Genomic DNA, 25,302 nt, shown 5'->3' with positions numbered 1-25,302 from the left:
GAGTACATGCTCACGACGCCGGGCCGTCCGGGGGCGATGCCGTGGACGCCGCCGCGAATGCCCTCATGCAGTCTATGGACGAGCACGGCTGGGCGAGAATCCGTTGGACTCGAGATGAGCTGCTGGAATGCGACCGGGTCCTGATCATCGGGCACGAAACGGCGGCGCTCGCCGCCCTGCTCGTGCGCGAGGGCCTGGCGGTGTCCGCGCTGGAAACCGACCGCCAGTCCATCCACCTGTTCCATGCCGTTCTGGATCGGGAGGAGCTGGCCTCGGATAGCTGCGCAGTCGAGCCATTCAGTGACGGGGCGCTGCATTCTGCTCTTGCCGAACACCGGCCGGACGCGGTCGCGATTGTCGAAGAGCATGGCGGTGACATGCGCTCCCTGTTGGCGTCCATCTTCGACGAACCTGCGCGGATCGAGCGCCTGGTGGTGGTGATTCCGTTCGGCTTGACCGATTCCCGGAGCGGATCTTCTCTTTATCCTCGCGGAATCGTCGCGAAGGTGCCGCCGACATGGTCGGTTTCGATGGATGTGAACGATGGCCACTTGCGGGTCGTCGCTACGAAAGGCATGGCCCTGGGGCGACCGGATACCTTCGATCTGTTGGAGGTCACGGAGTCGGGCGCGACCGAGGAGCACGAGCGCCGGCGCTTGGTCGAGCGCGAGTTGCAGGACACGCGCGAGGCGCTGCAAGACGCCGAAAAGCTCGCCGAGGAGCTTCGCACGAGCACCTCGTTCCGGCTAGGCCAGGCCCTGGTGACGGCGCTGCGTTCGCCACGAGAGTTCCTCGCGCTGCCCATTTCGATCCTGCGCATTGTCCGGGGTCGCCAGCAGCGGAACCTCGAGCAGGCGTCGAAGCCCAAGGCTCGTGCGGGTCTGTCGGAATGGGAGAAGGAGCGACTGCGCAGCCGTGCACGCCATGCCATCGACGGTGGCGCCGATGCGGTCATCGCTGCAGTGGACGAATCGCTCCCCGAGGCCCCGGATTCGTTGAAAGCGTTCGCGTACCTGGTAGCTGCGCAGGCGTGCAATGCGGCGGGTCGGCACGACCTGGAATTCGAAATCGCGAATCGCGCCCTCGAACTCAACCGGTCCATCGGCATGCTGCGTGGCTTCCTCCATGTCGCGTTGAGGTGCAGGCAGATGGAAGCGGCATCGGAGGTGCTGAGGGAGATTCACGCCGCTGAGCGCGCGGGTAACCAGATCGCGAAGCGATTCCTGGCCAACTTTCGCGAGGCGTCCTCCTACAAGATTGCTGCGCTGGAGGCGATTCCGCCGCGTCTCGAATACGCTTCGACGCTCGCCGATGGCCGATTCGCCTATATCCTGCACAACAGCCTGCCCTATTCTTCAGGCGGCTACGCGACACGCTCGCACGGGGTAGCAACGGGGTTGCGCGGCGTCGGAGTGGAGGTGATCTGCCTCACGCGTCCGGGGTTTCCTTTGGATATGAAGAGGGAACTGGCGCCGGTCGATGTCGCTGCCGTGGACGTTATCGATGGCGTGCCGTATCAGAGAATCAACGAGCCGCTACGCGCAAACATCTCGGAGTACAGGTACGTGCTCGCGGCGGCGAATAGGCTGGAGGCCGAGCTGGCCCGGCTCGGCGTGAGCTACGTGCAGGCAGCATCCAACTATGTGACCGGGCTTCCAGCGCTGATCGCAGCCAGGCGGCTCGGCGTCCCCTTCTTCTACGAGGTGCGGGGGCTCTGGGAAATAACCCGAATGTCCAGGGACGAGGAGTTCGCCAAGAGTATTTCGTTCGACGTCCAGAGACACCTTGAGGGGACGCTGGCCAGGGAGGCGGACCACGTGTTCACGCTCACCGAGCCCATGCGCGAGGAGCTGATCGATCGCGGCGTGGACCCGGAGCGCATCAGCCTGCTTCCCAACTCGGTCGATGCGAAGCGCTTCGTGCCTGTGCCTCGCGACGATGCTCTCGCTCGGCAACTCGGATTGCCGGAGGGCGTGCCCGTCATCGGCTATGTCGGAACCTTCGTCATCTACGAAGGACTGGAACACTTGGCGGAAGCTTGCGTTGAACTGCATCGCCAAGGGCGGAACTTTCGCCTCCTGCTCGTCGGCAACGAGAACGCATCTGGTCAGGGGCGCGGACCAATCACCGAAGAGATCCTCAGAATCTGCATGGAGGGGGGTATCGAGGACAAGCTGATCCTTCCGGGGAGGATCCCGCACGAACAGGTGGAATCCTACTATTCATTGATCGACATCTGCCCGTTCCCGAGGAAGCCCTGGCCGGTATGCGAAATGGTGTCGCCCATGAAGCCCCTCGAGGCCTTGGCGATGGAGAAGGCCGTGGTCGTTTCGAGCGTCCGGGCTCTGGCCGAAATGGTCGAAGACGACGTTACGGGCGTCGTCTTTGAAAAGGGAAACACGGCGAGCCTGGCAACCGCCATCGACGGCCTGATGGCGGATCCCGAAAGACGGCGCCGGCTCGGCAGGAACGGGCGCGAGTTCGTGGTGCGCGAGCGCAGCTGGACCCAGGTGGCGGAGCGGATCCTGGCGGTCAAGCACGGTTTCGACAGCCTGCGCGAGCACGAGGCCGGCGGAATGGGTGGCCGGGGTGAAGGTACGGAATCGCCGATGCCCGCCGCGACGGAATGATAGGTCCTCGTCCCGATCCGACAGCCGAGGTGGTAAAGGCGCTTGTCGAAGCCCAGGATCTTTGTGGCCAGCTGATCGATGAACGACATGCCGCCCGTGCCGAGGCGCAACGCGCAGCGCTGCGTGTTCGGGTCCTGGAGAATTCGCTCGCCTTCAAGCTGGGCTCCGCCGTGCTGGATGCGGTGCGCTCGGCGCGCGGCTTTCTCAGATTACCCGGAGCGCTGATTGCCGTGGTGCGCTACTGGCGTGCTCGACAGGGGCTTCCCGAAGAGGGCTGCTTTGAAGCTCCCGTAGAACGACCCGATATGCCTGGATCGGATCTGGTCAGGGCATGGCACATGGAGCGGCGGCCCAGCGCGCCAACGGTGCTCGCGGAGCTGAAGGTTGCAACCGTGGTCGACGGGTTCACGCGCTCCTGCCTCGCACCGGATTGCCGGCTGCTCGACCTCCCCGCATCGGACTACGAGCGGATGATCGACGGCTTTCAGCCGCATCTCCTGTTCGTGGAGTCGGCATGGCGCGGCAAGGACGGCGCCTGGATGCACAAGATCAATCCGCTGTCGCAAGAACTCGTGCGTCTCGTCGACGCTTGCCGCCGTCGCGGGATCCCGACGGTCTTCTGGAGCAAGGAGGATCCCTCTCATTTCGACGGGTTCATCGACGCGGCAGGGCTGTTCGACCACGTGCTCACGACCGATCTCGACTGCGTCGAACGCTATCGCGCCGCACTAGGCCACGAGCGCGTAGGGGTATTGGGCTTCGCGTGCCAGCCCAGGATCCATAATCCAGTGGAGGAGGTTGGGCGCCGGATCGCGGCCGGTTTCGCGGGCTCGTGGTATGCGCAGTATCCGGAGCGTTCCCGGGATTTCGAAGAGCTGGTGGCATCGGTCTTGGACGTCATGCCGGTCGAGATCTACGACCGCAATCACGGCCGCAACGATCCCGCCTTCGAGTTTCCGCACAGGTTTCGAAAGATGATCAGAGGGAGTTTGCCGTACGAGCGAATCGACGAAGCGTACAAGGCGTGCGCCTTCTCGATCACGGTAAACACCATCAAGACTTCTCCTTCCATGTTCGCGCGGCGGGTGCTCGAACTTCTGGCCAGCAACACCATCGCGGTGAGTAACCATTCTGTGGCGCTGGAGAGTACCTTCGGCGACATCGTCGTGATGGCGGCAAGGGACGACGTGCAAGAGAGATTGCGATGGCTTCGGGATTCCGGCGAGGCTCGGAATCGCTTGAGACTTCGCGGTCTCCGCGAGGTAATGATGCATCACACCGCCTCCAGAAGGCTGGCGGAAGTCGCCAGGGTTGCCGTAGGACACATCCCGTCCACGGTGACCAGGGTGCATGTGGTGGCGCAGGCGCGTTCGGCTGCGGAAATGGAGCGCGTCATCGACGCTTTCCGGGCGCAGAGATGGCCGCAGAAGAGCCTGCTTCTGGTCGTTCCCGAGCCATTTGGGAAAGGCGACTCCATCGCCGAGGACGTGCGGCTCGCTTGCGGTGAAGCCGCGCACGTTCGCGTAGGTGCATGGATTGCCGAAGGCGACTGGGTCGCACCCTGGCACGAGCGGGACTACTACGGCCCTTGCTACCTGCTGGACCTGATGCTGGCCACCCAGTATGCGGAAGCCCCAGCGATCGGGAAATCGGCCTGCTTCGTGCTGCACGAAGGCCGGCCCAGGCTGGAGGGTGGGGGAGCGCCGTATCGTGAAGGGAGCCCGTTGCGACTTCGCAGTTCCATCCTGCAATCCACCCAGTTGCACGACAGGGAACTGATCGATCTCGTCAATGACACGGAAGCCGACGTGGCCAATGACATGCGGGGGCTTTCGGTCGATGAGTTCGGCTACTGCCGATTCGGTGCGGGATCGCGCGTTTCGTCCGTCGACGTGGATTGAAAGAATGCAGCCGCCTAAGGGAAAGAAGGCCGTGTCGCAAAAGCTACTGAAGAGCGATTTCTACGTTTTTGGTGCGGGTTATGCCGAGCAGGTGGCGGGGGGCTTTCGGCCGCGAAAGGACACCAGGCCGGTCAGGCTCAGCCTGCCGCTGGACTGGAACATGGATCCTCTCAAGGATCGCAATTGGTGCTTTCAGCTGCACGCGTGGCGAATGCTGCAACCCGTCTGGTCTGAGTTCTATGGCCGGGATTGGGCGCGATTGAAAGCCGAGGTCCTGCCGTGGGTGCGAGACTGGTACGCCTACCACGTGCGGCGTAGGAAGAAGTCCGCGTTCATGTGGTACGACATGGCTGCGGGTTTGCGTGCCCAGCACCTCGCGCTCCTGTTGCACCTGCAGGACGAGGGACGCATCGTTCTGGACGAAGAAGAGCAGGGTGAGGTCGACGAGTTGGCGAGATTGCACATCGCCAAGCTCCGGGACCCGTCGTTCATCAGCGGCGGCAACCACGGCATATTCCAGCTGGTAGGACTCAGACTCTTGGGGATCGTTCGCAGGGGACGACCCGAGGTCGAGGGCGAAGAGGCCTACTCGAGTGAACTGATGGGGCGGCTCCTCGACTCGCAGTTCGGGCATCATGGGGTACACGTGGAAAACTCGCCCGCTTACCACAACTTCGCAGTAACTCACTTCGGTCGAATTCGCCCGGAGCTCTTCCCGTCCATTTCGAAGCTGTTCAAGGAAAAGTTGGGGAAGGCGAGGGACATCGCCCCTTGGTTCACCCTTCCGGACGGGACTATCGCCGCGATTGGGGACAGCGAAGGTCTCGGGCAGAAATTCTCCCCCGATATCCGCCACGATGCGGAGTCACGGAGCAAGTGGGGGGACCGCGTGCTCATGCGTGATCTGACCCCGGGAGGCTACGCGGCAATCCGGACCGGACTGGATACTCCCCCCTATCGCGCGGAAATGCTGATCATCAAGGGCCAGGCCTTCACGACTTCCCACGCGCACGCGGACCATCTGGGCTTCGAGCTATATGCCCATGGGCAGCCGATGTTCGTAGACTCGGGGAAGTTCACCTATAACAGGGACAGCTGGCGCAACTATTTCGTAAGCGATCGCGCCCACAATGTCGTTGGCTTGCTCGGGCGCAGTTTCGGCCCCTACGACACCGCGCCCGGGCAGGGTGGCCTGGTTCGCGCGGAGCGCCTGCGCGACGAGTACGTGGTGGAGGGGCACGTCTCGAGAGGGGACGAGTTCATCCACCATCGAAAGTTCTTGTACAGGCCCGGCGAGCGGCTGACCCTGTGGGAGGAGATCGAGGCGCCCGCGGGAGCTGCTCCCGTCGCCTACTTCCACTTGGCCGAACACGCCGATGCGTTGGTGACCGACGCGGGAGTGGATGTCGTCGTCCGCGGACGGGCCGTCGCAACATTGACGTTTACCGCGTCTGATCTCGTGCCCAGACTTGCAAGAGGGCAGAAGGGAGCGAGCGTTCAAGGGTGGAGGAGCCCTTCCTACGGCAAGCGACAGCAGGCCACTACGATCGAGCTCGTCGGACGTTCGGATCTGCGCTGCTGGCAGGTGGATATCCACCTGCATGAGCCTAGACAGCCAAGCGACCTGTTGCAGACGCCATTGCCGCTGAGCATCCAGGTCCCGCTCCTCTACTCGTGCAGGACGGACCGGGTCATGCCAGGATCGGAGCTCGGGACGGAGCGTCGCATTGTCCTCGAGTACTACAACGGGAACCCGCGAGGGGTGGATACGCTCATGCACCAGGAGCTCTCACGCGGCGGATTTGCCAGGATCAGCAGCCGGCCCGAACAGGAAGGGGTTCGTGCCTACTATCGGCACGAGAACGGAATCAAGGCGAATGTACTCATCAGGCCCGCCGAGACTTTCGCCGTGCGGTCGCAAGGAGCCGTCGGCACCATCTACATGGCGTTTACGACGCCGCACGTCCGGCACCCCGGAGCTTCGGCTCCCGGTCGTGCCGGCGTATGAGCCGCGAGGGGCACACTCCGCTTTCGTACCGGCCAGATATCGACGGCCTGCGCGCTGTTGCCGTTCTTAGCGTCGTTGCCTATCACATCGACGAGGCGTACGTACCCGGCGGATACACAGGCGTTGACATTTTCTTCGTCATATCGGGGTACCTGATCACTTCTATCATACGCCGCGACCTTCTGAGCGGGACGTTCTCGCTGTCCGACTTCTACCGACGACGACTGCTCCGCATCGGCCCTGCCTACTTCGCCGTCACCGTTGCGACGATGTTGGCTGGTTCAGCGATTCTCCTGCCAGCAGACATGCGAAGTCTGGCGGTGTCCGCGCTCTGGAGTGCTTTCTCCCTTCCCAATGTCTATTTCTGGCTCCACCTCGATGCCAGTTACTTCGCGGCATCCAGCAATCAGGTCCCGTTACTCCACCTATGGTCTCTGGGGGTAGAGGAGCAGTTCTATCTCGTCTGGCCCATCACGCTGCTCCTGCTTGGCAGATGGATCGGCTGGCAGAAGGCGATGCTTCTAGCGGTTGGGGCGGCTGCGGTAGCTTCGTTCATTCTGGCGCAGTATGCCGCGGTCTCGCATCCTTCGTTCGCGTACTACATGCTTCCGACCCGCGCCGGGGAGCTGCTCGCGGGCGCTCTGCTTGCCCTTCGGAGTGTCGAGGCCAGTAATGCAACCAGGTCGCGCCTCGCAAACGAGAGCGTGGGGCTGGCCGGAGTGATCTTGATCGGAGCGGGCTTGTTCGGCCTGGACGGTGAGTCGATTTTCCCCGGGCTCAACGCCTTGTACCCATGCGCTGGCGCGGTCCTGCTGTTGCATTCCGGCGCGTCCCGCTCTTCGATCTTCAATACAGCGCTGCGGGCTCCGCCGCTGGTGTACGTGGGATTGATCTCGTACTCGCTCTATCTGTGGCACTGGCCGATTCTTGCGCTGATGCGCTACTCAACAACCACGTTGAGCCCATCGGCGAAGCTTGCGGGTGCAGCAGCGATGCTGGCTCTCGCCACGCTCAGTTACAGATGGATCGAGCAGCCGTTCCGGAGGAAGCGATCCACCATCGCCACGGGTGGTCGCGCGCTCGCGTTCTACGCAGTATGTACGATTGCGATCTGCGCCGTCGGTGCGGGAATGTTCGGGTTGTCGCATGCGCGCGAGGAGCGGATGGTCATGCGGCACGAAACCGAGCTTCGCGACCTTGGCCAACGCATGCAAGCGGCGCTTGAGTACGAATACAACTGCCAGAGAGCCAGCTACGATCCCGCGCTGGCGGTCGGCGACAGGTGTGTAATCGGCGCGTCCCGGGCCTCGGGCGACTCCAGGGTGCCGGCGGTGCTGATCGGTGACTCCAACGCTGCGCACTACATCGGTGTCCTGGGAGCGATCGCGGAATCGCATCGCTTCTCTTTCAGGAACCTGAGCGTTTCGTCCTGTCCACCCATCTTCGGTGGAGGAGACAAGTATGGAAAACCAACCGACCGGGAGGGATGCTCGTTCTTTCGCAACGAAATGCGCGAGCAGACGCAGCGCTACCAGTATGTGTTTCTCGGAGCACAGTGGAGCTTTCACTCCCGGGTACCAGGCTTCAAGCGGGATCTCGAGCGGACGATCAGGGAATTGACGAAAGCCGGCTCCCACGTCGTTATTCTCGGCCAAGTCCCCAGGTTTCCCGCCTTCAATCAGAACTGCGAGTTCAAGCGAGTCGGAAATCCCGACCTCAACTGCGAGGCTTCGGTTGGCGGCAGGGTGCCCCATATCAATAGATATCTGGCTTCCCTGGCCGGCAAGTACTCCCGCGTCGATTATCTGGATCTGACGCACGTTATCTGTCCAGCCGGAAAATGCTCTCCTTACCTTCACGGTCGGCCGGTCTATTACAACGCCGGCCATCTGAGCATGGCGGGCTCCTGGGAGCTCGGGAGAGAGCTGGTTGACGGCGGGCTGCCAACCGAGGATGTGTTCCAGGCTATGTCCAGGCCTGCGCCATCTCGTTGATGATTTCCTGGTGCGCGAGCATGGATCTGCACGACCGATGCTGAGCCCGGGCCGGAAGCGGAGTGCGGCACTCCGCGACACCGCGAGCCGTCGGCGCAGTAAGAGGACGAAACGATTCAGCCTTCGGGCATTGTAGATGGGGTGTCGATCCGCGGGAAGAATATTTCCACGAAGGTGTCCTCCTGCCGATAGCTTCGACTCGGCTCGCCGCGAATCGTGAGGTCGAATCGCAGATTCGTGCACCCGCCGTCATCGAGCGGTAGTCGAGTACGCACGCGGCGCGGGTGTGCCCGATCAGACAGAGGGGAGCTCCAGATCAGGTTCTCGTTGGCGCGCAACTCCAGCGAGAGTTCTCCATTCCGCATTAGGGTTCCGCCGGGCGCGTGGTATTGGAACTCGAACTCGACGGGGGGGTTCAGGCCGCATACCGAGGTCCGGGCGGAAGCGCCGTTCGGCTGGGGCCGCGGCGAGGGAAGCATCAGCTTCAGCGAGAGTTCGTCGAACTTCGCCAAGATCGGCTCTCCGTCACGGCCCTTCATCACTGTGGACCTGCGGTCCTGCAGGGTCGCCAGGAACTCCCGGGTGCCAGCGTCGGCACCTGGGCCAGAGAGCGTCCAATCGTGAAGGATCAACCCGCGTGCGGGAGTGAAGATCCACGTGGCGAGCAGCCAGAATGCCGCAAGCAACGCGACTAGAACGCCTGCGGAGGTGGCCAGAAGCCACGCCGGGCCGGGCGCCCGGTCCCTGGCCAGGCTCTCGGCCGCCATCTGGCTCGGGATGGCGATTGCTCCCGCCAGCCACAGAAGCGAGAGATAGCGAGGCTGGTTCTCGCCGATCAGAAGCATCGCCGCGGAGATGGCTGCGGTCAGCAGCAGCAGAAACGATTCTACGATGGGGACGTCGATCCGACGCTGAGCGAGTCGGATGATCGCAAGCAGCAACATCGCTACGAAAGACATCGCGAAGAAGATATTGTAGGCACCGAGGATCCGCCGCGCCGGGGCGTCCACCCCGCGCAAGTAGAATCCGAGCTGTGACCCGAGAGAGTACTGGCGCTGCATCCGCTTCAAGCTCGCTTGCAACCGATCAGTGGGCTCCACGATGAAGTCCGTAAGGGCCAGCGAACGACGAAAGCTTGCGAAGGCTTCCGGATCCTCGCGGAATTCGGTCATGAACGCCAGTTCGAAGGCGCGCATGAAGGCGTATGTGCCATCGGACAGGGAAGTTGTGTGTGGCGTCGTGTAGCGGATCCGGGCATGTCGCTCGGTTTCGTGGGACGTCAGCATGCCGGCTTTGCGGAGCGCGCTTTCCGTGGCTGCAGAAGACGCGATGACGAGTACGAGCCCGACCAATGACAGGATCGCCCGGCGTCTCGAGCTCGGAATTTTGCGAGCTCCCCGGATGAGCGCCACCGCCAGCGCCGCAAGAGTGATCAGGGTGAGACAGATCAGATACAGTGTCCCGAGCCCACGGATCGCTTCGAGCAGCGCGACCAGGACCCCCGCGGCGATCCAACATGCGACGGATACACTCTTTCGCGTAGTGGCAGAATCGTGGAACTGTGCGATCAAGCCGAGCCAAACCGCGGCGCTCACCAGCAGCATTCCCACCAGATCGTGGTTGGGCACGACGGCCGACATGAGTGGGATCGGGACTACGAGCCACAGCAGGCTGAAGCCCTGGGCGGCCTGGTGGCTTCTGACGCGTCTGAGGATGTCGTAGCCGATGATCTGGATCAACGTCAAGACGAGGACGTTCGAATAGGGGACCACCGCGGGGCGGGGGCCGAACAGCTCGATCAACGGGCGAGTGATGAAGTTGGCTCGGCGCAGGTAGCCATTTGTGATCTGCCCACCATCGCTCTTGGCCAACTCGAGTCCATATCGCCAGTAGCGTTCGAAATCGCTGTACCATTCCGGTTCGATGGCGCTGACATAGGCAAGGCGGATCATCAATCCGGTGGCGATGGTGACTGCCAGGAAGGGCGCCACGGGAAAAGCGGTCGCGCGCGTGGCTGTCCGGTGGACGATCTGCCAGAGGATCAGGGTCGCGAAAGCCAGTGCGGACAGTTCGAGAGCGTGATCCTGCCAAGGAAGCGAAAGCACGCGCTGGCCGCTTACCACCAACCCGATCAAGAGGCCCACGCCGAGCACGCCCACGATCGGGCTTCGTCCCAGGGTGAGGACGACGGTTTCGCTCGCGCTTCGCAGTCGTTGCGAGTTCACTTTATGCTCCTGGCGGTGCGCATTCGCTGTTGAAGTCTGCCGTTCAACAAAGGCCGGCCCGAGCTTCGGGAGATCCGGAGGCCGCCAATCGTCGTTGTGGATTACGAACGCGTCGTAGTTTTCATGGGGACATGCCTTCCGGGGGCGTTTGGGAGCAAAGCGCAAGCGCTCTCGTCTCGAGGAGCGGCGCGATCGCTGGCCACTAGTGAACCAAGCGCGGGAACCAGATCTCTACATGGGAAGCGCGAGCCCAGGACAGGGCGTTGCGATCGACGTTCGACACGAGCTCTATGGACAGCGTGCGGCACTGATTCTGGTCGTCCATGACGTCGGGAATTGAAACGAGCGCCATGGTATCGCCTCGATCCTCGTAGGGAACCGGAAATTGCCCGAGTTGTCTGCCGTCGACCGCTACGCGCACCGAGAACGCATTCGTGACGCTCCTTCGTTGATAAGGTGCAAACATGAAGAACTGCAGCGCCTTCCGCTGACTGGTCACGCATACCTCCCTGGCTGCGGAAAGCTTGTCGCCAGCCGAGATGTGCCCGTCCGGGAATCTGAGCGTCATGTAGAGCGCATCTGCGCGGTGGAGGATGCGGCCCCCATCCTGTGGAGCATCGCGAAGCACGAAGTCCCTCGTGTCCCGGACGTAGTATTTCGGCTCGAACGCCCGCGTGGGCTCGTTCTCCAATATCGACGTCCAGTCACCCCGGGCGGCGCCGGACTGTTTCAGACTGAGTGCCCATCCATCGAGGATCAGGCCGTCGTCCTCCCCGTAGCTCGCGCGCAGGCAGAGCCAGATGGTCAGAAGAGCGGCGATTCCGAAAAGAATCCCCACCGATGTCGCCAAGATCGCGCGCCTTGCCGGATGCACGGCTTCGTCGTGCCGGCCGTTGCGCCCGCCAAGGGAGAGCGCGCAGCCGACTAGGAGCGGATAAACGAACCATGCAGGAGCGATGTTGTAGGGCTTGTTCTCAAAAAGCGACAGCAAGGCCAGGCTCACCGCGACCAAAAGCAGGATCCCCGCCAGCACAGGGAATGCGATCCGGAATGGGCGACTGGCGAGTACGGCAAGTGCGAACAGCGTCGCGACAAGCAGCATGAAGCCGAATGCCCCGATATGCAGGATCAATGTCTTTCGGACTTCCGGGTCCATCTCGGCCGGCCTTCGAAGGATGGTGTCCCAGTCCGGTGGGTAGCTCAGGGAAAACAGCCTCTCGGCGTGCTCTCGCATGCCGTCCAGCTTGCCAGCGGGCTGGAGCGCCCACGTGGAAATGATCACCGACCGCGAGAAGTCTCTGGCCGGGTCCGCGCCGTGCGTGGTTTGCGCATGAAACCTGTCGTTGAACCTCGCGTACCATGCGCTCCTTGCCGTTCCCATCGCGCTGCCATGCGCAGCGAGCTTCATCGCACGGGGAACTGCATTGCGCTCGGTCTTGACGGGGTGCACTTCGATGGCCCGTCCGACTGTTGCGAGGGCGGGCTGCAGTAGAAGTGCAGCCGTTGCCACGATAGCCATCGACGCCGCGGGCATAGCCAGGCATCTGCGGCCTTTCCGCCAAGATGCGCCCAGCTGGATCGCGGCAGCCAAAGCCATTGCGGCGCACAGTATGGTCCCGATGGAGCGCTGCAGTTCCAAGGCATAGGCCGAGACCGAGCACAGCAGGATCAGCGCGCATAGACACGCCACCCTCGCCAGCCTGCCCCCCTGTAGGGATCGTGCTCTTACCACGGCCCAGATCGAAACAGCGACGAACGGAAGGGCCCAGATGTCGTGGCTCGGAATCAGAGCGGCGTATGCGGGAAGCGGAGAAGCTGCGAGTATGATCGAAGACGCTTGCGCGGCTTGATGGCTCGTCGACAGGCGCATCATGTCGTAGGCGGCGAGCTGCACAATCAAGAGCAGAGCCGCATTGGTCCACTTGAGTGCCGTGGTCGCTTCCGGTCCGAATACGAGCGCGACCGGGTAGGGAACAAAGAGTGCCCGTTGGTGGTAGATGCTGGTCACGGAGAACGCGTCGCTGCCGGCCATCTCCACGGCACGCTGCCAGTATCTGAGGTAGTCGGTGCTCCAAGCGGGTTCTACGTGGCCGATCAGCGCGGCTCTCAGCGCCAGGGTCGCGACGACCAAGCCAAGGAGGAACAGAACTGGCGGCAGGGGACGAGCGCGGCGCGCGAGCCACCAGGCTGCAGCGAAGGTCGCCATTGCTGGCGCTACCGCCAGCACGCTACGCAACACGAGGTGGGCGCCGCTCTCCTTCGAGAGGGCGTCCCACAGGTCCATCCACGTATGTCCTATGCCCAGAACCACGCCCAACCCGAGCAGCGCAAGGACGAAGGCGATGCAAGCATGCATCAGTCCGTTGCGGATCTCATCGAAGCGCAGTGGCAGGTAGTGCTTCATCCCCATAGAAGTATCCAGCTCGCGGCACGTCCCTCGACTACCGGTTGTCCGATCCCCAGCTCATCTGGAGAAGCGATCGACCGCCCCTCCCCCCTTCGGACTGGGCCGCCGCGATGTTCCATGGCGGCGCGGTACGAACGAGCCGCCGCGGTTCTTTGGCGGGCGAGCGCAGGCGAAGGCGCCTATTCCTCATCCAGCAGTGCCTCATCTGCGATGCGCAAGACCTCTTCGAATGCCTCGCCCATGCCCAGCCAGAACGGCATGCGCACCAGGCGCTCGCTGGCGTCGGAAGTGACATCCAGACGGCCCGAGGTACGGCCATAGCGCACGCCGGCGGGCGAATCGTGGAGCGGCACGTAGTGGAAAACGCTCCCTATGCCGCGGCCGTTGAGGCTCCCGAGGAATCGCGCGCGCTTTTCGCCAGTAGGCAAGAGAACGTAGTACATATGAGCGTTGTGGTCGCAATGAGGCGGAACTACCGGTCGCCGCAGCCGACCCTCTTCCTCGTGTCGCTTGGCCCAGGCGTGGTAGGCGCTCCACAGCTCCATTCGCTGCCGGGAAATTTCATCCACCTCGTCGAGCTGGGAGTACAGCAAGGCGGCGATCAGATCGCTTGGCAAATACGAGGATCCGACGTCGACCCAAGTGTATTTGTCGACGTGCCCGCGAAAGAACCTACTTCTATTAGTGCCCTTCTCGCGGATTATTTCCGCGCGCTCTACCAGCTCGGGATCGTTCAGCAGTAGCGCACCGCCTTCGCCCGAAACGACGTTCTTCGTCTCGTGGAAGCTGAGTGCACCTAGGCTGCCGATGGAGCCAAGCGGAAGGCCACGATAGCGTGCCCTGATCCCCTGTGCGGCGTCTTCGACGACGGACAAACCATGGCGCTCGGCGATCGACATGATGGGATCCATCTCGCAGCCCACTCCGGCGTAGTGCACGGCACAGATTGCGCGTGTCCGCGGCGTAATCGCGGCCTCGATGAGCGATTCGTCAAGATTCAGCGTGTCGGCTCTGATGTCGACAAAGACCGGAACTGCGCCGCGGAGAACGAAGGCGTTTGCCGTGGAGACGAAGGTATAGGACGGCATGATGACTTCGTCGCCGGGTTCCAAGTTCAGCAGGAGAGCGGCCATTTCCAGCGCGCCGGTGCACGAATGCGTCAGTAGCGCCTTGCGACAGCCGATGTCCTCCTCGAGCCACTGCTGGCACATCGCCGTGTACGGGCCATCTCCGGACAGGCTGCGGCTCTCCAGCGACCGGCGGAGGTGCTCCAGCGCCCGGTCCCCGACGTACGGCTTGTTGAAAGGCGTACGTCTGTTCGTTGCAGGTTTCACTTTCGAAGGGTCCCTAGCATCTGGTCCAGGCCGCCCAAGATACCAACTAGTACACGGATGAAGAAGATGACCAGTGCGAGGAGAGCCGCCTCTGAGGTCGAAACCCCGGCCTGAGCGAGCACGAGCACCAGTGTCGCTTCCCTGATGCCGAGCCCGGACGGGGATATGGGAAGCGCGGTTGCGAGATATGCGAGCGGCAGGGCCACGAGGAGCTCCGGACCGTGGAGTGCCGTGCCCAGAGCCTGGCCAACCAGATAGGTACCGAGAATATCGGAAAGCTGAAAGCCACCGCTGAGACCGAGAGCTTTCGCTAGTCCAGCGGGACGGAGGCCGCCCACGGCATCAAGCAAGCCCCCGAGCCGGGCAAGACGGGGGTGGAGAGCCACGCCCAGAGTGTTCCGCCGCACGAGCGCGGGAACGGCCAGGATCGCTGCGAGCCCCGCCGCCGCAAGAAGCGGCGCCACGGTCGCCGCCTGCGGCGGCAGGAATTCGGCGGACGAGCTCGAAAGGCCGATGACCAGCAGGCACAGCAGCGTCACTACGCCCAGATACCGCTCGAGAAGAACGGATCCCGTGAGCTTTCCCAGCGGCGCACCGGTCTGGTGGCGGCAGATCACCACACGGCTGACATCTCCTCCGATCACCCCGGGCATCGCCAAGCCATAGAAAGCGCCGGCCAGATAGCACCGGAACGCGTCCAGGATCCGGTAGCCTATTCCCGCGGACCGCAGCAGGATCACCCAGCGCAAGGACGCCGAGAACAGACCGAGCAAGGCAAGGAAGAAGGCCGCTGCGAAGAAGCGCAGGTCGATGCCAGACAGGGCCCGCCTCGCTTCCTGCAGGTCCACGAGCGAAAATACATAGAAAAAGGCCGCCACAGCGACGGCCAGTTGCAATGCCCGAAAAGACCGACGCTTGCGCGTGGAGTGCGTGCTCATCCGGGAGGCTTGAAGTACTTGCCGAAAGCCGGATCTGCGTAGCGTTGGCGAATGTGGGTGTCCCGGTAGACGCAGATCGTATGTTCGAAGAGTGGAGAGGCGTGGTCGACAGTGAAGAACCGCGACAGGTCGCTGGAAATGAACCGTGTGACCTCCCCCACGTCTCCATAGAAAAGATCCGGCAGCCTATAGCCGACGTATCCGGTAACAAAGTTGACCGCGATCCCTTTGCGGGCGCTCATGAACCCATGCGTCAGCATGCGTTTGACGAACTCCCAGAACTCGGCGGAATCACTGCCGGCGAGATGGTAGAAGGTGCCGCCGAACACCAGGTAGTCGTACTTCTCCGGGAAAGGTGCGGCGGAAAGATCGCGAAGTTGGAAATCCTTGTCCGGATAGACGCTCTTGCAGTGCTCCACGAAAGCCGGGGTGATCTCCGTGCCAGAGTAGTCGATCTTTCTTTCCGGATAGTGCTTTCCCAGAAATTCGTAGAAGTGCCCAACCCCGCAACCCACGTCGTGCACGGAAAATGCGTGGTCTTGGCCGAACATCGAGGCCAGTTTTTCGTACCTGAGGTTCTTGTAGACCTGATTTCCGGAAGCCACGGCGTCCACCCCGGGGCCATGCTGCTCATAAAGGCTGCCGTAATAGGCCGCCTGTCTTGCGGCAATGTCCTGTTCCCCATGACTCATACCAGACCTCCCAAGTTGGAGCCGTCCCGCCTTCATTCGAAACGGCTTCCCGCGGCGACGCGGAAAGCGCTGCAAAACTCCGCTCCATCCAGTGTGGGAGCGGTATGAAAGGCCTCCGGCCAGAATCGATCGGACGCCGGCTGCACCTCTGTCAGAATAATTGCGCCCTCGCCACAAGTCACCAGAGGACCCCGATCCGTGATCTTCACGACGCGCCCGATCTCGCACGGCATGGCGGTAGCTGGTGGGCCCGCAATCGCACGTCGGACCATGAATCGCTTCTCGCGAAAATGGAAGTACGGCCCGTTGTAGCGATACGACTCCTGCGTGCAGGCTAGAACGAACCGACGGATTTCTTCCGCAGGCTTGTCCCACGACAACCGAAGAAAGTCCAGGTCCTCCCACTTCCATCTCGAAAAGTACGGCGCGCCTGCAGGGGGGGGCTGCTTCTCGGTAGCGGCGCGTCGGGGCTTGGCTTCGTCTATGAGCGCCAAAGCGTGCGCCATCAGCGGTCCGGCCGAGATGGCGGCCCGTCTCGCCAGGACCTGAGGCGGGTCGGAATCGTCCACGCAGAATCGCACTTGGCCGACAATCGCGCCGGTATCGAAGGATTCGTCGACGTAATGGATGCTGCTCCCGGATTCGTCGACACCGTGCAGCACCTGCCAGCGGTGCACGTCGGTGCCCCGGAATTCTGGAAGTAGAGACGGATGGGTGTTGATGACTCCGAGAGGCGGGCACGAGATCACGCGGGGCTTGAGCATTTGCGGCCATCCGCCGCCCAGCACGATCAGCTCGGGCGAGTACGAACGCAACAGGGCAAACCCCTCTCCAGCATTGAGGTTGGCAACATGATGCACCGGAACGGCATGCTTTCGGGCGAGTTCGTCGATTGAACCGGTCGAATCGCACTTTCCGGTAGCACTGGTCGTGGCGGCGTCGGCTGCGTCCGAAGGGGCGGCATGCCGGAGATACTCCACCCTTCCCCGGTAAGGCGGGAGTATTACGCAATCGGGAGCGTAGCGGGTTTCGGTGAGCAGGTGCTCCAAGATGAGATAGCCGCTACGGTTGGCCTGGCGTGAGAGATAGACGAAGCGCATCGTCACTTGCCCGAAACGCCAGGTGCTGCGCTGGACGCAATGCGCCGGACGATCCTGTGATTCAGTCGTTCGGTATTGCGGCTGATGCGCAGGATGTACTCGCCCAGAACGCCGAAGGCGAAGAAGTTGAATCCGGATAGCCCAAGCAAGGTCAACAGCAGCGTCGTCCAACCTGGCACACCGATGCCGTGGGCGAAATAGCGCACGGCGAAATAGACGCTGAACAGGATGCTGAACAGAACTCCGAATGCCCCGATCGCAGCAAGCATATGAAGGGGGAGAATCGAATAGCCGATGAAGTTCGCGAGCGTCTGCTTGATGATCCGCCTGAGATCGTAGCCGCTCCTTCCGTGTTGGCGCGCGTCGTGACGAACGACGAGATTGACGATCCGCGGCGTGATCGAAATGAGCATCGGCCCGAGTGCGGGATACGGCACGCGCTGGCCTAGGAGGGCTTCTGCAACGTTGCGCCGCATCGCCCGGAAGCCGGTGAAGCGCAACTCCGGATCCTTGTGCAGAAACCATGTGTTGACGCGGTTGACCAGGGCGCTTCCGGTGCGCCGGACAAGGTTGTGCCGCTTGATTTCAGGTGCGCCGATGACGACGTCGCATTCGTGGTCTGCGCGCAGCGCCCCGATCATCGACGGAATCTCCTCCGGCGGATGCTGGAGATCGTCGTCGAGCGTGACGATGATTTCACCGGTGGATTGCTCGATTCCGGCGAGGGTCGCATTGCCCTGGCCGGAGTTGCGCATCAACTGCACGGCCTTCAGTCTCGGGTCAAGCTCAGCCAGCGTTTCCAGGACTTTCCATGAGCCGTCGCGGCCGCCGTCCTCCACGAACACCAGTTCGAACGGCTCGCCGAGAGCTTCCATGGTGGTCGTCAGGCGTCGATGGAGTTCAGGTAGGGTCGCTTGTGAGTTGTAGACCGGGACCACGATCGAGAAGCCGGTGTTCGCTGGCATGGCGTTCTCCGGGAGCAATGCGTTCATCCTGGCTCCACCGCAAGATCGAGTGCCTTCCGGATCCGGCCTACGGTAGGCGCGTATAGAGCGGGTTCCGGGCAGTCGAATAGCGCATAGCCGAGGAGTTGTCCGCCGTGGGTGAATGGTTCGACCTTTCCGCCCACGGGAATGGCTTGATGGAACTCGAATAGCTCGGGAACCTTCTGGCGTACGGCATCGAAATCGGCAATCCTTTTGAGGGTCCCGGACGAATCGCTTCCGAATATCCAGGATGCCACACCTTTGGGGTGAGCCGATGTCCGCAGGTCTGGGCGTTCTCCGAGTGCCAGGCGAATGGCGGCGACCTCCGCGTCGACCCCGGTCGCCCGGGCAATGACGGCGGCGATACCGTTCCCCCCGTTTCTGGCGCTCATTTCCAGGACGTAGACGGTCTCCGCCGTGACCATGACATCGAAGTTCAGCACGCCTTCGCTGTATCCGAGAGCACGACAACACTCGTCCAGGGCCGCCTGTACCCGAGCCTGATCCGCTGCGTCGATATCGGCAGGCAAGCTGTGCCCCGTCACCACGAACCGGGACAGGTGCTTGTGCGTGATCGCAACGAAGGCGATCTTCCCGTCCAACAGAAGGGCATCGCCGCCCACCTCGGTTCCCTGGATGAACTCCTCCACGCATACCGTGCCGGAGGGCGAGAAACGCTTGGCTTCATCGAACGCTGCGCGGGCGCTCGTCTCATTCGCCTCGGGCACGGAAATCACGCCGCGCGAACCGGACGTATCCACCGGCTTGAAGATCAGTGGGCAGCGCATACGGCCGATCGGCTCGCGCAGCATGTCGAAGGACTCGCCAGCGGCGAACAGCGGGTGAGGCAAGCCCTTCTCTTCGAGGAATCGCCGGAACCGGTTCTTTAGCGACATGGTTCGTGCGATCTCCGGCGCGACTCCCGGAAGTCCGAGCTCGGAGCAGGCAAGCGCGAGGGCCTGGATCGCGACGTCGGACGAGAAGGTGCAGATGCCGTCGACATCCAAGTCCCGGGCCGCTCGGGCGACGCCTTGGGCATCGGCCGTACTGCAATTTACGCTGCGGTGAGAGTATCGATGGCCGACATTGTCCGGCCGATAATCGAGGGTGATTACTTCGTGCCCGAGATCCACCGCCTTCCTGATGCCGCTCAGCTGGAACGGGCCGGCGCCGAGTATCAAGAGCCTGCTCATCACCGGAGCCTCACTATGGCGATTTCCTCCATACAGGTGCCTAGTTTCTCGATCATGCGAAGCGCCCCTCCGTCATCGGCACCATGATGCCGCCCCCTTTCGTCTCGTGGCTCGGCGCGTGCCCATCCCGGGTCAAAGCGCCGCTTCCAGCTCCGGCAGTACCTTGAACAGGTCCCCCACCAGACCGATGTCGGCGATCTCGAAGATCGCCGAGTCCGGGTCCTTGTTGATGGCGACGATGGTGCCGGCGTCCTTGATGCCGGTCAGGTGCTGGATGGCGCCGGAGATGCCGATGGCGATGTAGAGCTCGGGGGCGATGATCTTGCCGGTCTGGCCGACCTGCAGTTCGTTGGGCACGTAGCCGGCGTCGACCGCGGCGCGCGACGCGCCGACCGCCGCGCCGAGCTTGTCGGCGAAGTCGAAGATGATCCTGAAGTTCTCCTCCGAGCCGACGCCGCGCCCGCCGGAGACCACCCGCTTCGCGCTCTGCAGGTCCGGGCGATCGGAGCTGCCGGCTGCCAGTTCCACGAAGCGGGTGTGCGCAGGCAGATCGGCTTCCACCGATATCTCTTCAACGACCGCGTCGCCGTCGCGGGCCGCTTCGCGCCAGGATGCCGTGCGTACGGTCGCCACCACCGGGCGGTCGGCCGGGGCCTTCACCGTGATGATCGCGTTGCCGGCATAGATGGGCCGGGTGAACTCATGACTCGACTCGACCGTCATCACGTCCGAGACCTGGGCGGTGCCGAGCAGGGCCGCCACCACCGGCATCAGATCCTTGCCGAAGGTGGTGGAGGGACCGAACACGTGGCTGTAACCCTCGGCCAGCTTCACCACCTGTGGGCCAAGCACCTGGGCGAGCGGATGGGCGTTGGCTTCGTTGGCGACAGTGAGCACCTTGCGCACGCCGGCGAGCTTGGCCGCCTCGGCGGCCACGGAAGCGGGGTCGGCGGCCAGCACGACGATGTCGATGGTGTCGGGCGACAGCGCCTGCGCGGCCGACACGCATTTGGCGGTCGAGCCGTTGAGCCGGCCGTCGAGGTGTTCGGCGACGATGAGGACGTTGGACATGGGAGTTCTCCTTGCGGTTCGGGTCGGTCGCGACAGCGCGGTGCTTCGCGCCCTCACCCTGGCTCTCTCCCGCAGCCGGGAGAGGAGCTGGAAGCGGGTTACAGCAGGCCCTTTTCCTTCAGCATCGCGACCAGCTCGGCCGCGTCTTTCACCATCACGCCCTTGCTGCGCTTCGGCGGCGCGGCGTGGCCGGTGGTCTCCAGGAAATCGCCGGACTCGACGCCGAGGTCGGCGAACGGGATCGTCTCCAGCGGCTTGCTCTTGGCCTTCATGATGTCCGGCAGCTTGATGAAGCGCGGCTCGTTCAGGCGCAGGTCGGTGGTGACCACTGCGGGCAGGTCGACCTCCAGCGTCTCCAGCCCGGCGTCGACTTCGCGGGTCACTGTGGCCTTGCCACCTTCGATCGCCAGTTTGCTGGCGAAGGTGGCCTGCGGGCGGCCCCACAGGGTGGCCAGCATCTGGCCGGTCTGGTTGGCGTCGTCGTCGATCGCCTGTTTGCCGAGGATCACCAGGTCGGGCTGCTCCTTCTCGATCAGCTTGAGGAAGGTGCGCGCGGCGGTGAGCGGCTGCACCGGCTGGTCGGCGACCACGTGCAGGGCGCGGTTGGCGCCCATCGCCAAGCCGTTGCGCAGGTGCGCCTGGGCGTTGGCCGGGGCGATGGTAGCGACGACAACCTCGGTCGCCACGCCCTGGTCGCGCAGCCGCAGCGCCTCCTCGAGGGCGATGTCGTCGAATGGGTTCGGCGACAGCTTGACGCCGTCGGTGACCACGCCGGAGCCGTCCGGCTTGACCTGGATGCGGACGTTGTAGTCCACCACGCGCTTGTAGCCGACGAGGATCTTCATCGTTGCGGGGGTTCCTTGTGGATGCGGCGGGCAGCTGCCAGCCTGGATGCAGAACCCGTGGATTTTACCGGTTCGGCCCGGTCGGGCGCGAATCCGCCTTCACGCACCGGTTTGGAGGCGTTCGGCCAGTGCGGTAGCCAGGCGGCCGGCCGCCCCCGGCGCCTGCGGCAGGAACAGCGAGGGCTCGGTGAGTTCGAGTTCCAGCAGCCGGAAGCTGCCGTCGGCGGCAGCGAGCAGGTCGACGCGGGTATAGGGCAGGGGCGTTTCCAGCCCGAACCTGCGCCGGATCGCCTCCATCGCCTGATCCGCGAGCCTGCGCTGCGCGGGCGTGGCTTCGGCCGGGGTGATGGCTTCCGGCGCCAGCGGCACGCCGTCGGCATCCGAGCCCAGTCCCAGCAGCGGTCCCTTGCGTGCGGCGTGGCTGAACGTGCCGCCGATGTACACCAGCGCGGTCTCGCCCTGGCGGTCGACCTCCGCCAGGTAGGGCTGCAGCAGCACGCTGCGCCCGGCGTCCAGCAGGCGGGCGATATGGCTGGCCGCGGCCACCTCCTGGTGCGCCGCGTGGCGCTGGGCATCGCGGGCGCCGGCCCCGACCGCCGGTTTGACCACGAAGCCGTCGTCGTGGCGGCCTGCGGCCAGGAACGCCTGCAGCGCCGGCATCGGTTCGGCATCCGGCTCGACGAAGGTGCAGGGAATGACCGGCACCCCGTCAGCCGCCAGGTCGGCGAGGTAGTGCTTGTCGGTGTTCCAGGCCACGATCGGTGCCGGATTGAGCAGGCGGGTGCACGCGGCCACCCGATCGCACCAGTCGAGGAAGTGGGCGCGTCGCAGGGCGTAGTCCCAGGTCGAGCGCAGCAGCACCAGGTCGAAGCGGGCCCAGCCGACGCTGGGGTCGTCCCAGGCCAGCACCTGCGCGTCCAGTCCGGCGTGCGCGCAGGCCTCCAGCAGCAGCGGCATGTCGGGGTCGTGGCCGGTCACGGCGACGGCGGAGGCGAGGGCGATCCGGGGCATCCGCCAAGTCTACCGGCGGCGCGGCCTGTCCGAAGGTACGGGTCGGCCCGGGCGGGGCCAGGCGGTAGACTGTGTGCTTTCCGCCCGAGGAGCCGTCCGATGGCCGAGGCCGTAGCCCCATCGACCGGGGATGCCCGAAACAAGCTCTATCCCGACGCCGCCACTGCACTCAACGGCCTGGTCGCCGACGGCCAGACCCTGGCCGTGGGCGGGTTCGGCCTGTGCGGCATTCCCGAGGCGCTGATCGCCGCGCTCCGCGATTCCGGCGCGAAGGACCTGACGGTGATCTCCAACAACGCCGGCGTCGACGGCTTCGGCCTCGGCCTGCTGCTGGAGACCCGGCAGATCCGCAAGATGGTGTCCTCCTACGTCGGCGAGAACAAGGAGTTCGAGCGCCAGTTCCTGGCCGGCGAACTCGAGCTCGAGTTCAACCCGCAGGGCACCCTGGCCGAGCGGCTGCGCGCCGGCGGCGCGGGCATTCCCGCCTTCTTCACCCGCACCGGTTACGGCACCGTGGTGGCCGAGGGCAAGGAAACCAGGCAGTTCGGCGAGCATCACTACGTGATGGAAACCGCGCTCACTGCGGACGTTGCGCTGGTCAAGGCGTGGAAGGCGGACCGGTCCGGCAACCTGGTGTTCCGCAAGACCGCCCGCAACTTCAACCCCGCCTGCGCGACCGCCGGCCGGGTCTGCGTGGCCGAGGTGGAGGAGGTCGTCGAGACCGGCGCGCTGGACCCGGACCACGTGCACCTGCCCGGCATCTACGTCGACCGTATCGTCCACAATCCGACCCCGGAAAAGCGCATCGAGCAGCGCATCGTCCGCGCAGCCTGACTGGAGACCGAGATGCCCTGGAACCGCGACCAGATGGCGCAGCGCGCCGCCCGCGAACTCACCGACGGTGCCTATGTCAACCTCGGTATCGGCCTGCCCACGCTGGTGGCCAACCACATCCCCGAGGGCGTGGACGTGTGGCTGCAGTCCGAGAACGGCCTGCTCGGGATCGGCCCGTTCCCGACCGAGGAAGAGGTCGACGCCGACCTGATCAACGCCGGCAAGCAGACCGTCACCGCACGCAGCGGGGCGAGCTACTTCGGCAGCCATGACTCGTTCGCCATGATCCGTGGCGGCCACATCGACCTGGCCATCCTCGGCGCGATGCAGGTCACCGGCACGGGTGACCTGGCCAACTGGATGGTGCCCGGCAAGATGGTCAAGGGCATGGGCGGGGCAATGGACCTGGTCGCCGGGGTCAAGCGCGTGGTGGTGCTGATGGAGCACGTGGCGAAGGACGGCAGCCACAAGATCCTGTCCGAGTGCAGCCTGCCGCTGACCGGTGTCGGCGTGGTCGACCGCATCATCACCGACCTTGGCGTGCTGGACGTGACCCCGGACGGACTGAAGCTGGTCGAGCTGGCACCCGGAGTCGCCGAGGACGACCTGCGCGCCAAGACAGGGGTCTCCATCGCGCCACGCTAGTGGCCTGCCACGAGCTTCGACGATCCCGCTTCGCCCGCGGCGGCCCAGCATCGGCGTCCACCATCGACCATGAACTGTAACGGGTGGAGGCTAGGCTAGCCTCCTGACGCGAGAGCCGGGATGAGAAGGATGAAGGTCAGCATCTTCGGGACGGGTTATGTCGGCCTGGCGACCGGTACTTGCCTGTCCGAGATCGGGCACGATGTCACCTGCCTCGATGTCGACGAAACCCGAATCGAGAGCTTGAAGCAGGGTCGCCTGCCGATCTACGAGCCTGGACTGGCGCCGATGGTGGCCAGGAACAGCGGCGATGGTCGTCTTCACTTCACCACCGACGCTGCGTCCGCGCTCGAGGGTGCGGAGATCGTGTTCATTGCGGTCGGCACCCCCCCGGACGAGGACGGCAGTGCCGACCTTCAGTACGTGCTGACGGTGGCGGCGACGATCGGCGCGAACCTTCGGTCGTCGACAATCGTGGTCAACAAATCGACCGTCCCGGTCGGCACCGCGCGATTGGTCGAGGAGGCCATTGCCGGCGAGCTGACACGGCGCGGGGTCGAGATCGATTTCGAGGTCGTATCCAATCCCGAGTTTTTGAAGGAGGGCGATGCGGTCAACGACTGCATGCGTCCCGACCGCATCGTCATCGGCGCCGCTACCCAAGCCGCCGTGGACAAGCTCAAACGGCTATATGCGCCGTTCGTCCGCAATCACGACCGCTTCGTGGTGATGGACGTGCGTTCGGCCGAGCTGACCAAATACGCAGCCAACGCGATGCTGGCGACCAAGATCAGCTTCATGAACGAGATCGCGAACATCGCCGAGCGTGTTGGCGCCGATGTCGAGAAGGTCCGGCAGGGAATCGGCTCGGACCCGAGGATCGGCTGGCAGTTCATCTATCCGGGCGTGGGTTACGGGGGATCCTGCTTTCCCAAGGACATCCAGGCGCTCGCACGCACCGCGCGGCAGCACGACTACGAGGCACGGCTCATCGAGGCAGTGGAAGACGTCAATCAGCGCCAGAAGGGTCACCTGTTCGAGTTGATCCTGCGACACTATGGCGACCGGATCTCAGGCCGTACCTTCGCGTTGTGGGGCTTGGCGTTTAAACCCAACACGGACGACATGCGCGCCGCATCCAGCCGCCGCCTCATTGACCAGCTGTGGCAGGCAGGAGCGCGGGTCCGGGCCTACGATCCCGAGGCGATGAGCGAGGCACGCCGGATCTACGGCGAGCGTGCCGGCCTGGTGCTCTGCGATTCGATGGAGGAGGCGCTCGGTGGCGCCGACGCCCTGGCCGTGGTGACCGAGTGGCGGCAGTTTCGCAGTCCCGACTTGACTGCACTGCGCGCGCTCGGCGATGCGGTCGTTTTCGACGGGCGAAACGTCTACGATCCCGCCGAGCTGGAGCAAGCCGGTATCGCCTATTACGGAATCGGCAGGGGCCGCTCGCTACGGGCTCCTGTCCCGATCGTCGCGTGAGCTGGT

18 protein-coding genes are annotated in these 25,302 nt (G+C 63.9%); 7 read left to right on the top strand and 11 right to left on the bottom strand.

Translation table 11 applies throughout. The features are described 5' to 3' along the window. The first annotated feature begins 65 nt into the window (after window positions 1–65). The 4 genes from H0E84_RS02920 to H0E84_RS02905 are packed head-to-tail and all read left to right on the top strand — an operon-like array spanning window position 66 to window position 8,533. Window positions 66–2,630: a glycosyltransferase family 4 protein gene (locus tag H0E84_RS02920; protein WP_180677129.1), complete on the top strand. Its 2,565-nt coding sequence runs from the start codon at window positions 66–68 to the stop codon at window positions 2,628–2,630. 29 nt (window positions 2,631–2,659) lie between these two features. Beyond that, on the top strand, window positions 2,660–4,531 hold the full coding sequence (locus H0E84_RS20630; protein WP_180677128.1) for a glycosyltransferase family protein: 1,872 nt from the start codon (window positions 2,660–2,662) through the stop codon (window positions 4,529–4,531). A 4-nt stretch (window positions 4,532–4,535) separates the two neighbouring features. Further along, a complete protein-coding gene (locus H0E84_RS02910) occupies window positions 4,536–6,539 on the top strand; it encodes a heparinase II/III family protein (RefSeq protein WP_180677127.1) in 2,004 nt (667 codons plus the stop codon). Beyond that, entirely contained in the window at window positions 6,536–8,533 is a 1,998-nt protein-coding gene (locus H0E84_RS02905) for an acyltransferase family protein (RefSeq protein WP_180677126.1), read from the top strand. Before H0E84_RS02910 ends, H0E84_RS02905 begins: the two co-directional genes overlap by 4 nt. Window positions 8,534–8,649: 116 nt before the next feature. Here H0E84_RS02905 and H0E84_RS02900 read toward each other — a convergent pair whose 3' ends face one another. From H0E84_RS02900 to H0E84_RS02850, 11 genes are all read right to left on the bottom strand, one after another. Then, window positions 8,650–10,758 carry a glycosyltransferase family protein gene (locus H0E84_RS02900; RefSeq protein WP_180677125.1) on the bottom strand — a complete coding sequence of 703 codons (2,109 nt, stop codon included), beginning with the start codon at window positions 10,756–10,758 and terminating at the stop codon, window positions 8,650–8,652. Between the two features lie 202 nt (window positions 10,759–10,960). Continuing rightward, entirely contained in the window at window positions 10,961–13,162 is a 2,202-nt protein-coding gene (locus tag H0E84_RS02895; RefSeq protein WP_180677124.1) for a hypothetical protein, read from the bottom strand. A gap of 182 nt (window positions 13,163–13,344) precedes the next feature. Beyond that, entirely contained in the window at window positions 13,345–14,499 is a 1,155-nt protein-coding gene (gene rffA, locus H0E84_RS02890) for a dTDP-4-amino-4,6-dideoxygalactose transaminase (protein WP_180677123.1), read from the bottom strand. Continuing rightward, the gene (locus H0E84_RS02885) at window positions 14,496–15,437 is read right to left on the bottom strand and encodes a lysylphosphatidylglycerol synthase transmembrane domain-containing protein (protein ID WP_180677122.1); all 942 of its coding nucleotides are present in this window, start codon (window positions 15,435–15,437) and stop codon (window positions 14,496–14,498) included. The genes rffA and H0E84_RS02885 overlap by 4 nt, the downstream gene beginning before the upstream one ends. Continuing rightward, entirely contained in the window at window positions 15,434–16,129 is a 696-nt protein-coding gene (locus tag H0E84_RS02880; RefSeq protein ID WP_180677121.1) for a class I SAM-dependent methyltransferase, read from the bottom strand. The genes H0E84_RS02885 and H0E84_RS02880 overlap by 4 nt, the downstream gene beginning before the upstream one ends. A gap of 32 nt (window positions 16,130–16,161) precedes the next feature. Next, window positions 16,162–17,229: a methionyl-tRNA formyltransferase gene (locus H0E84_RS02875; protein ID WP_180677120.1), complete on the bottom strand. Its 1,068-nt coding sequence runs from the start codon at window positions 17,227–17,229 to the stop codon at window positions 16,162–16,164. A gap of 2 nt (window positions 17,230–17,231) precedes the next feature. Beyond that, window positions 17,232–18,221 (bottom strand): glycosyltransferase family 2 protein, encoded by a 990-nt coding sequence (locus tag H0E84_RS02870; RefSeq protein WP_180677119.1) that lies wholly within the window; start codon window positions 18,219–18,221, stop codon window positions 17,232–17,234. Then, complete coding sequence (locus H0E84_RS02865) at window positions 18,218–19,408, bottom strand: ATP-grasp domain-containing protein (protein ID WP_180677118.1); 1,191 nt, start codon at window positions 19,406–19,408, stop codon at window positions 18,218–18,220. The genes H0E84_RS02870 and H0E84_RS02865 overlap by 4 nt, the downstream gene beginning before the upstream one ends. Before the next feature lie 132 nt (window positions 19,409–19,540). Then, window positions 19,541–20,479 carry an electron transfer flavoprotein subunit alpha/FixB family protein gene (locus H0E84_RS02860; protein ID WP_180677117.1) on the bottom strand — a complete coding sequence of 313 codons (939 nt, stop codon included), beginning with the start codon at window positions 20,477–20,479 and terminating at the stop codon, window positions 19,541–19,543. Between the two features lie 98 nt (window positions 20,480–20,577). Continuing rightward, a complete protein-coding gene (locus H0E84_RS02855) occupies window positions 20,578–21,324 on the bottom strand; it encodes an electron transfer flavoprotein subunit beta/FixA family protein (protein ID WP_180677116.1) in 747 nt (248 codons plus the stop codon). 99 nt (window positions 21,325–21,423) lie between these two features. After that, a complete protein-coding gene (locus tag H0E84_RS02850; RefSeq protein WP_180677115.1) occupies window positions 21,424–22,335 on the bottom strand; it encodes an ATP-grasp domain-containing protein in 912 nt (303 codons plus the stop codon). A 99-nt stretch (window positions 22,336–22,434) separates the two neighbouring features. Here H0E84_RS02850 and H0E84_RS02845 point away from each other — a divergent pair, with 99 nt between their 5' ends. The 3 genes from H0E84_RS02845 (at window position 22,435) to H0E84_RS02835 (ending at window position 25,296) form a co-directional block, all read left to right on the top strand. Beyond that, on the top strand, window positions 22,435–23,169 hold the full coding sequence (locus tag H0E84_RS02845) for a CoA transferase subunit A (protein WP_180677114.1): 735 nt from the start codon (window positions 22,435–22,437) through the stop codon (window positions 23,167–23,169). A 12-nt stretch (window positions 23,170–23,181) separates the two neighbouring features. Further along, window positions 23,182–23,814, top strand: coding sequence for a CoA transferase subunit B (locus tag H0E84_RS02840; RefSeq protein WP_180677113.1), 633 nt, complete (start codon window positions 23,182–23,184; stop codon window positions 23,812–23,814). A 129-nt stretch (window positions 23,815–23,943) separates the two neighbouring features. Continuing rightward, window positions 23,944–25,296, top strand: a complete 1,353-nt coding sequence (locus H0E84_RS02835) for a UDP-glucose dehydrogenase family protein (RefSeq protein ID WP_180677112.1) — start codon at window positions 23,944–23,946, stop codon at window positions 25,294–25,296. The last annotated feature ends 6 nt before the right edge of the window (window positions 25,297–25,302 follow it).

The organism is Luteimonas salinisoli, from assembly GCF_013425525.1.
In the GTDB taxonomy this organism is placed as follows: Bacteria; Pseudomonadota; Gammaproteobacteria; order Xanthomonadales; family Xanthomonadaceae; genus Luteimonas; species Luteimonas salinisoli.
Note: the sequence above shows the minus strand (reverse complement) of the source record. Positions and strands in the feature narration are given on the sequence as shown.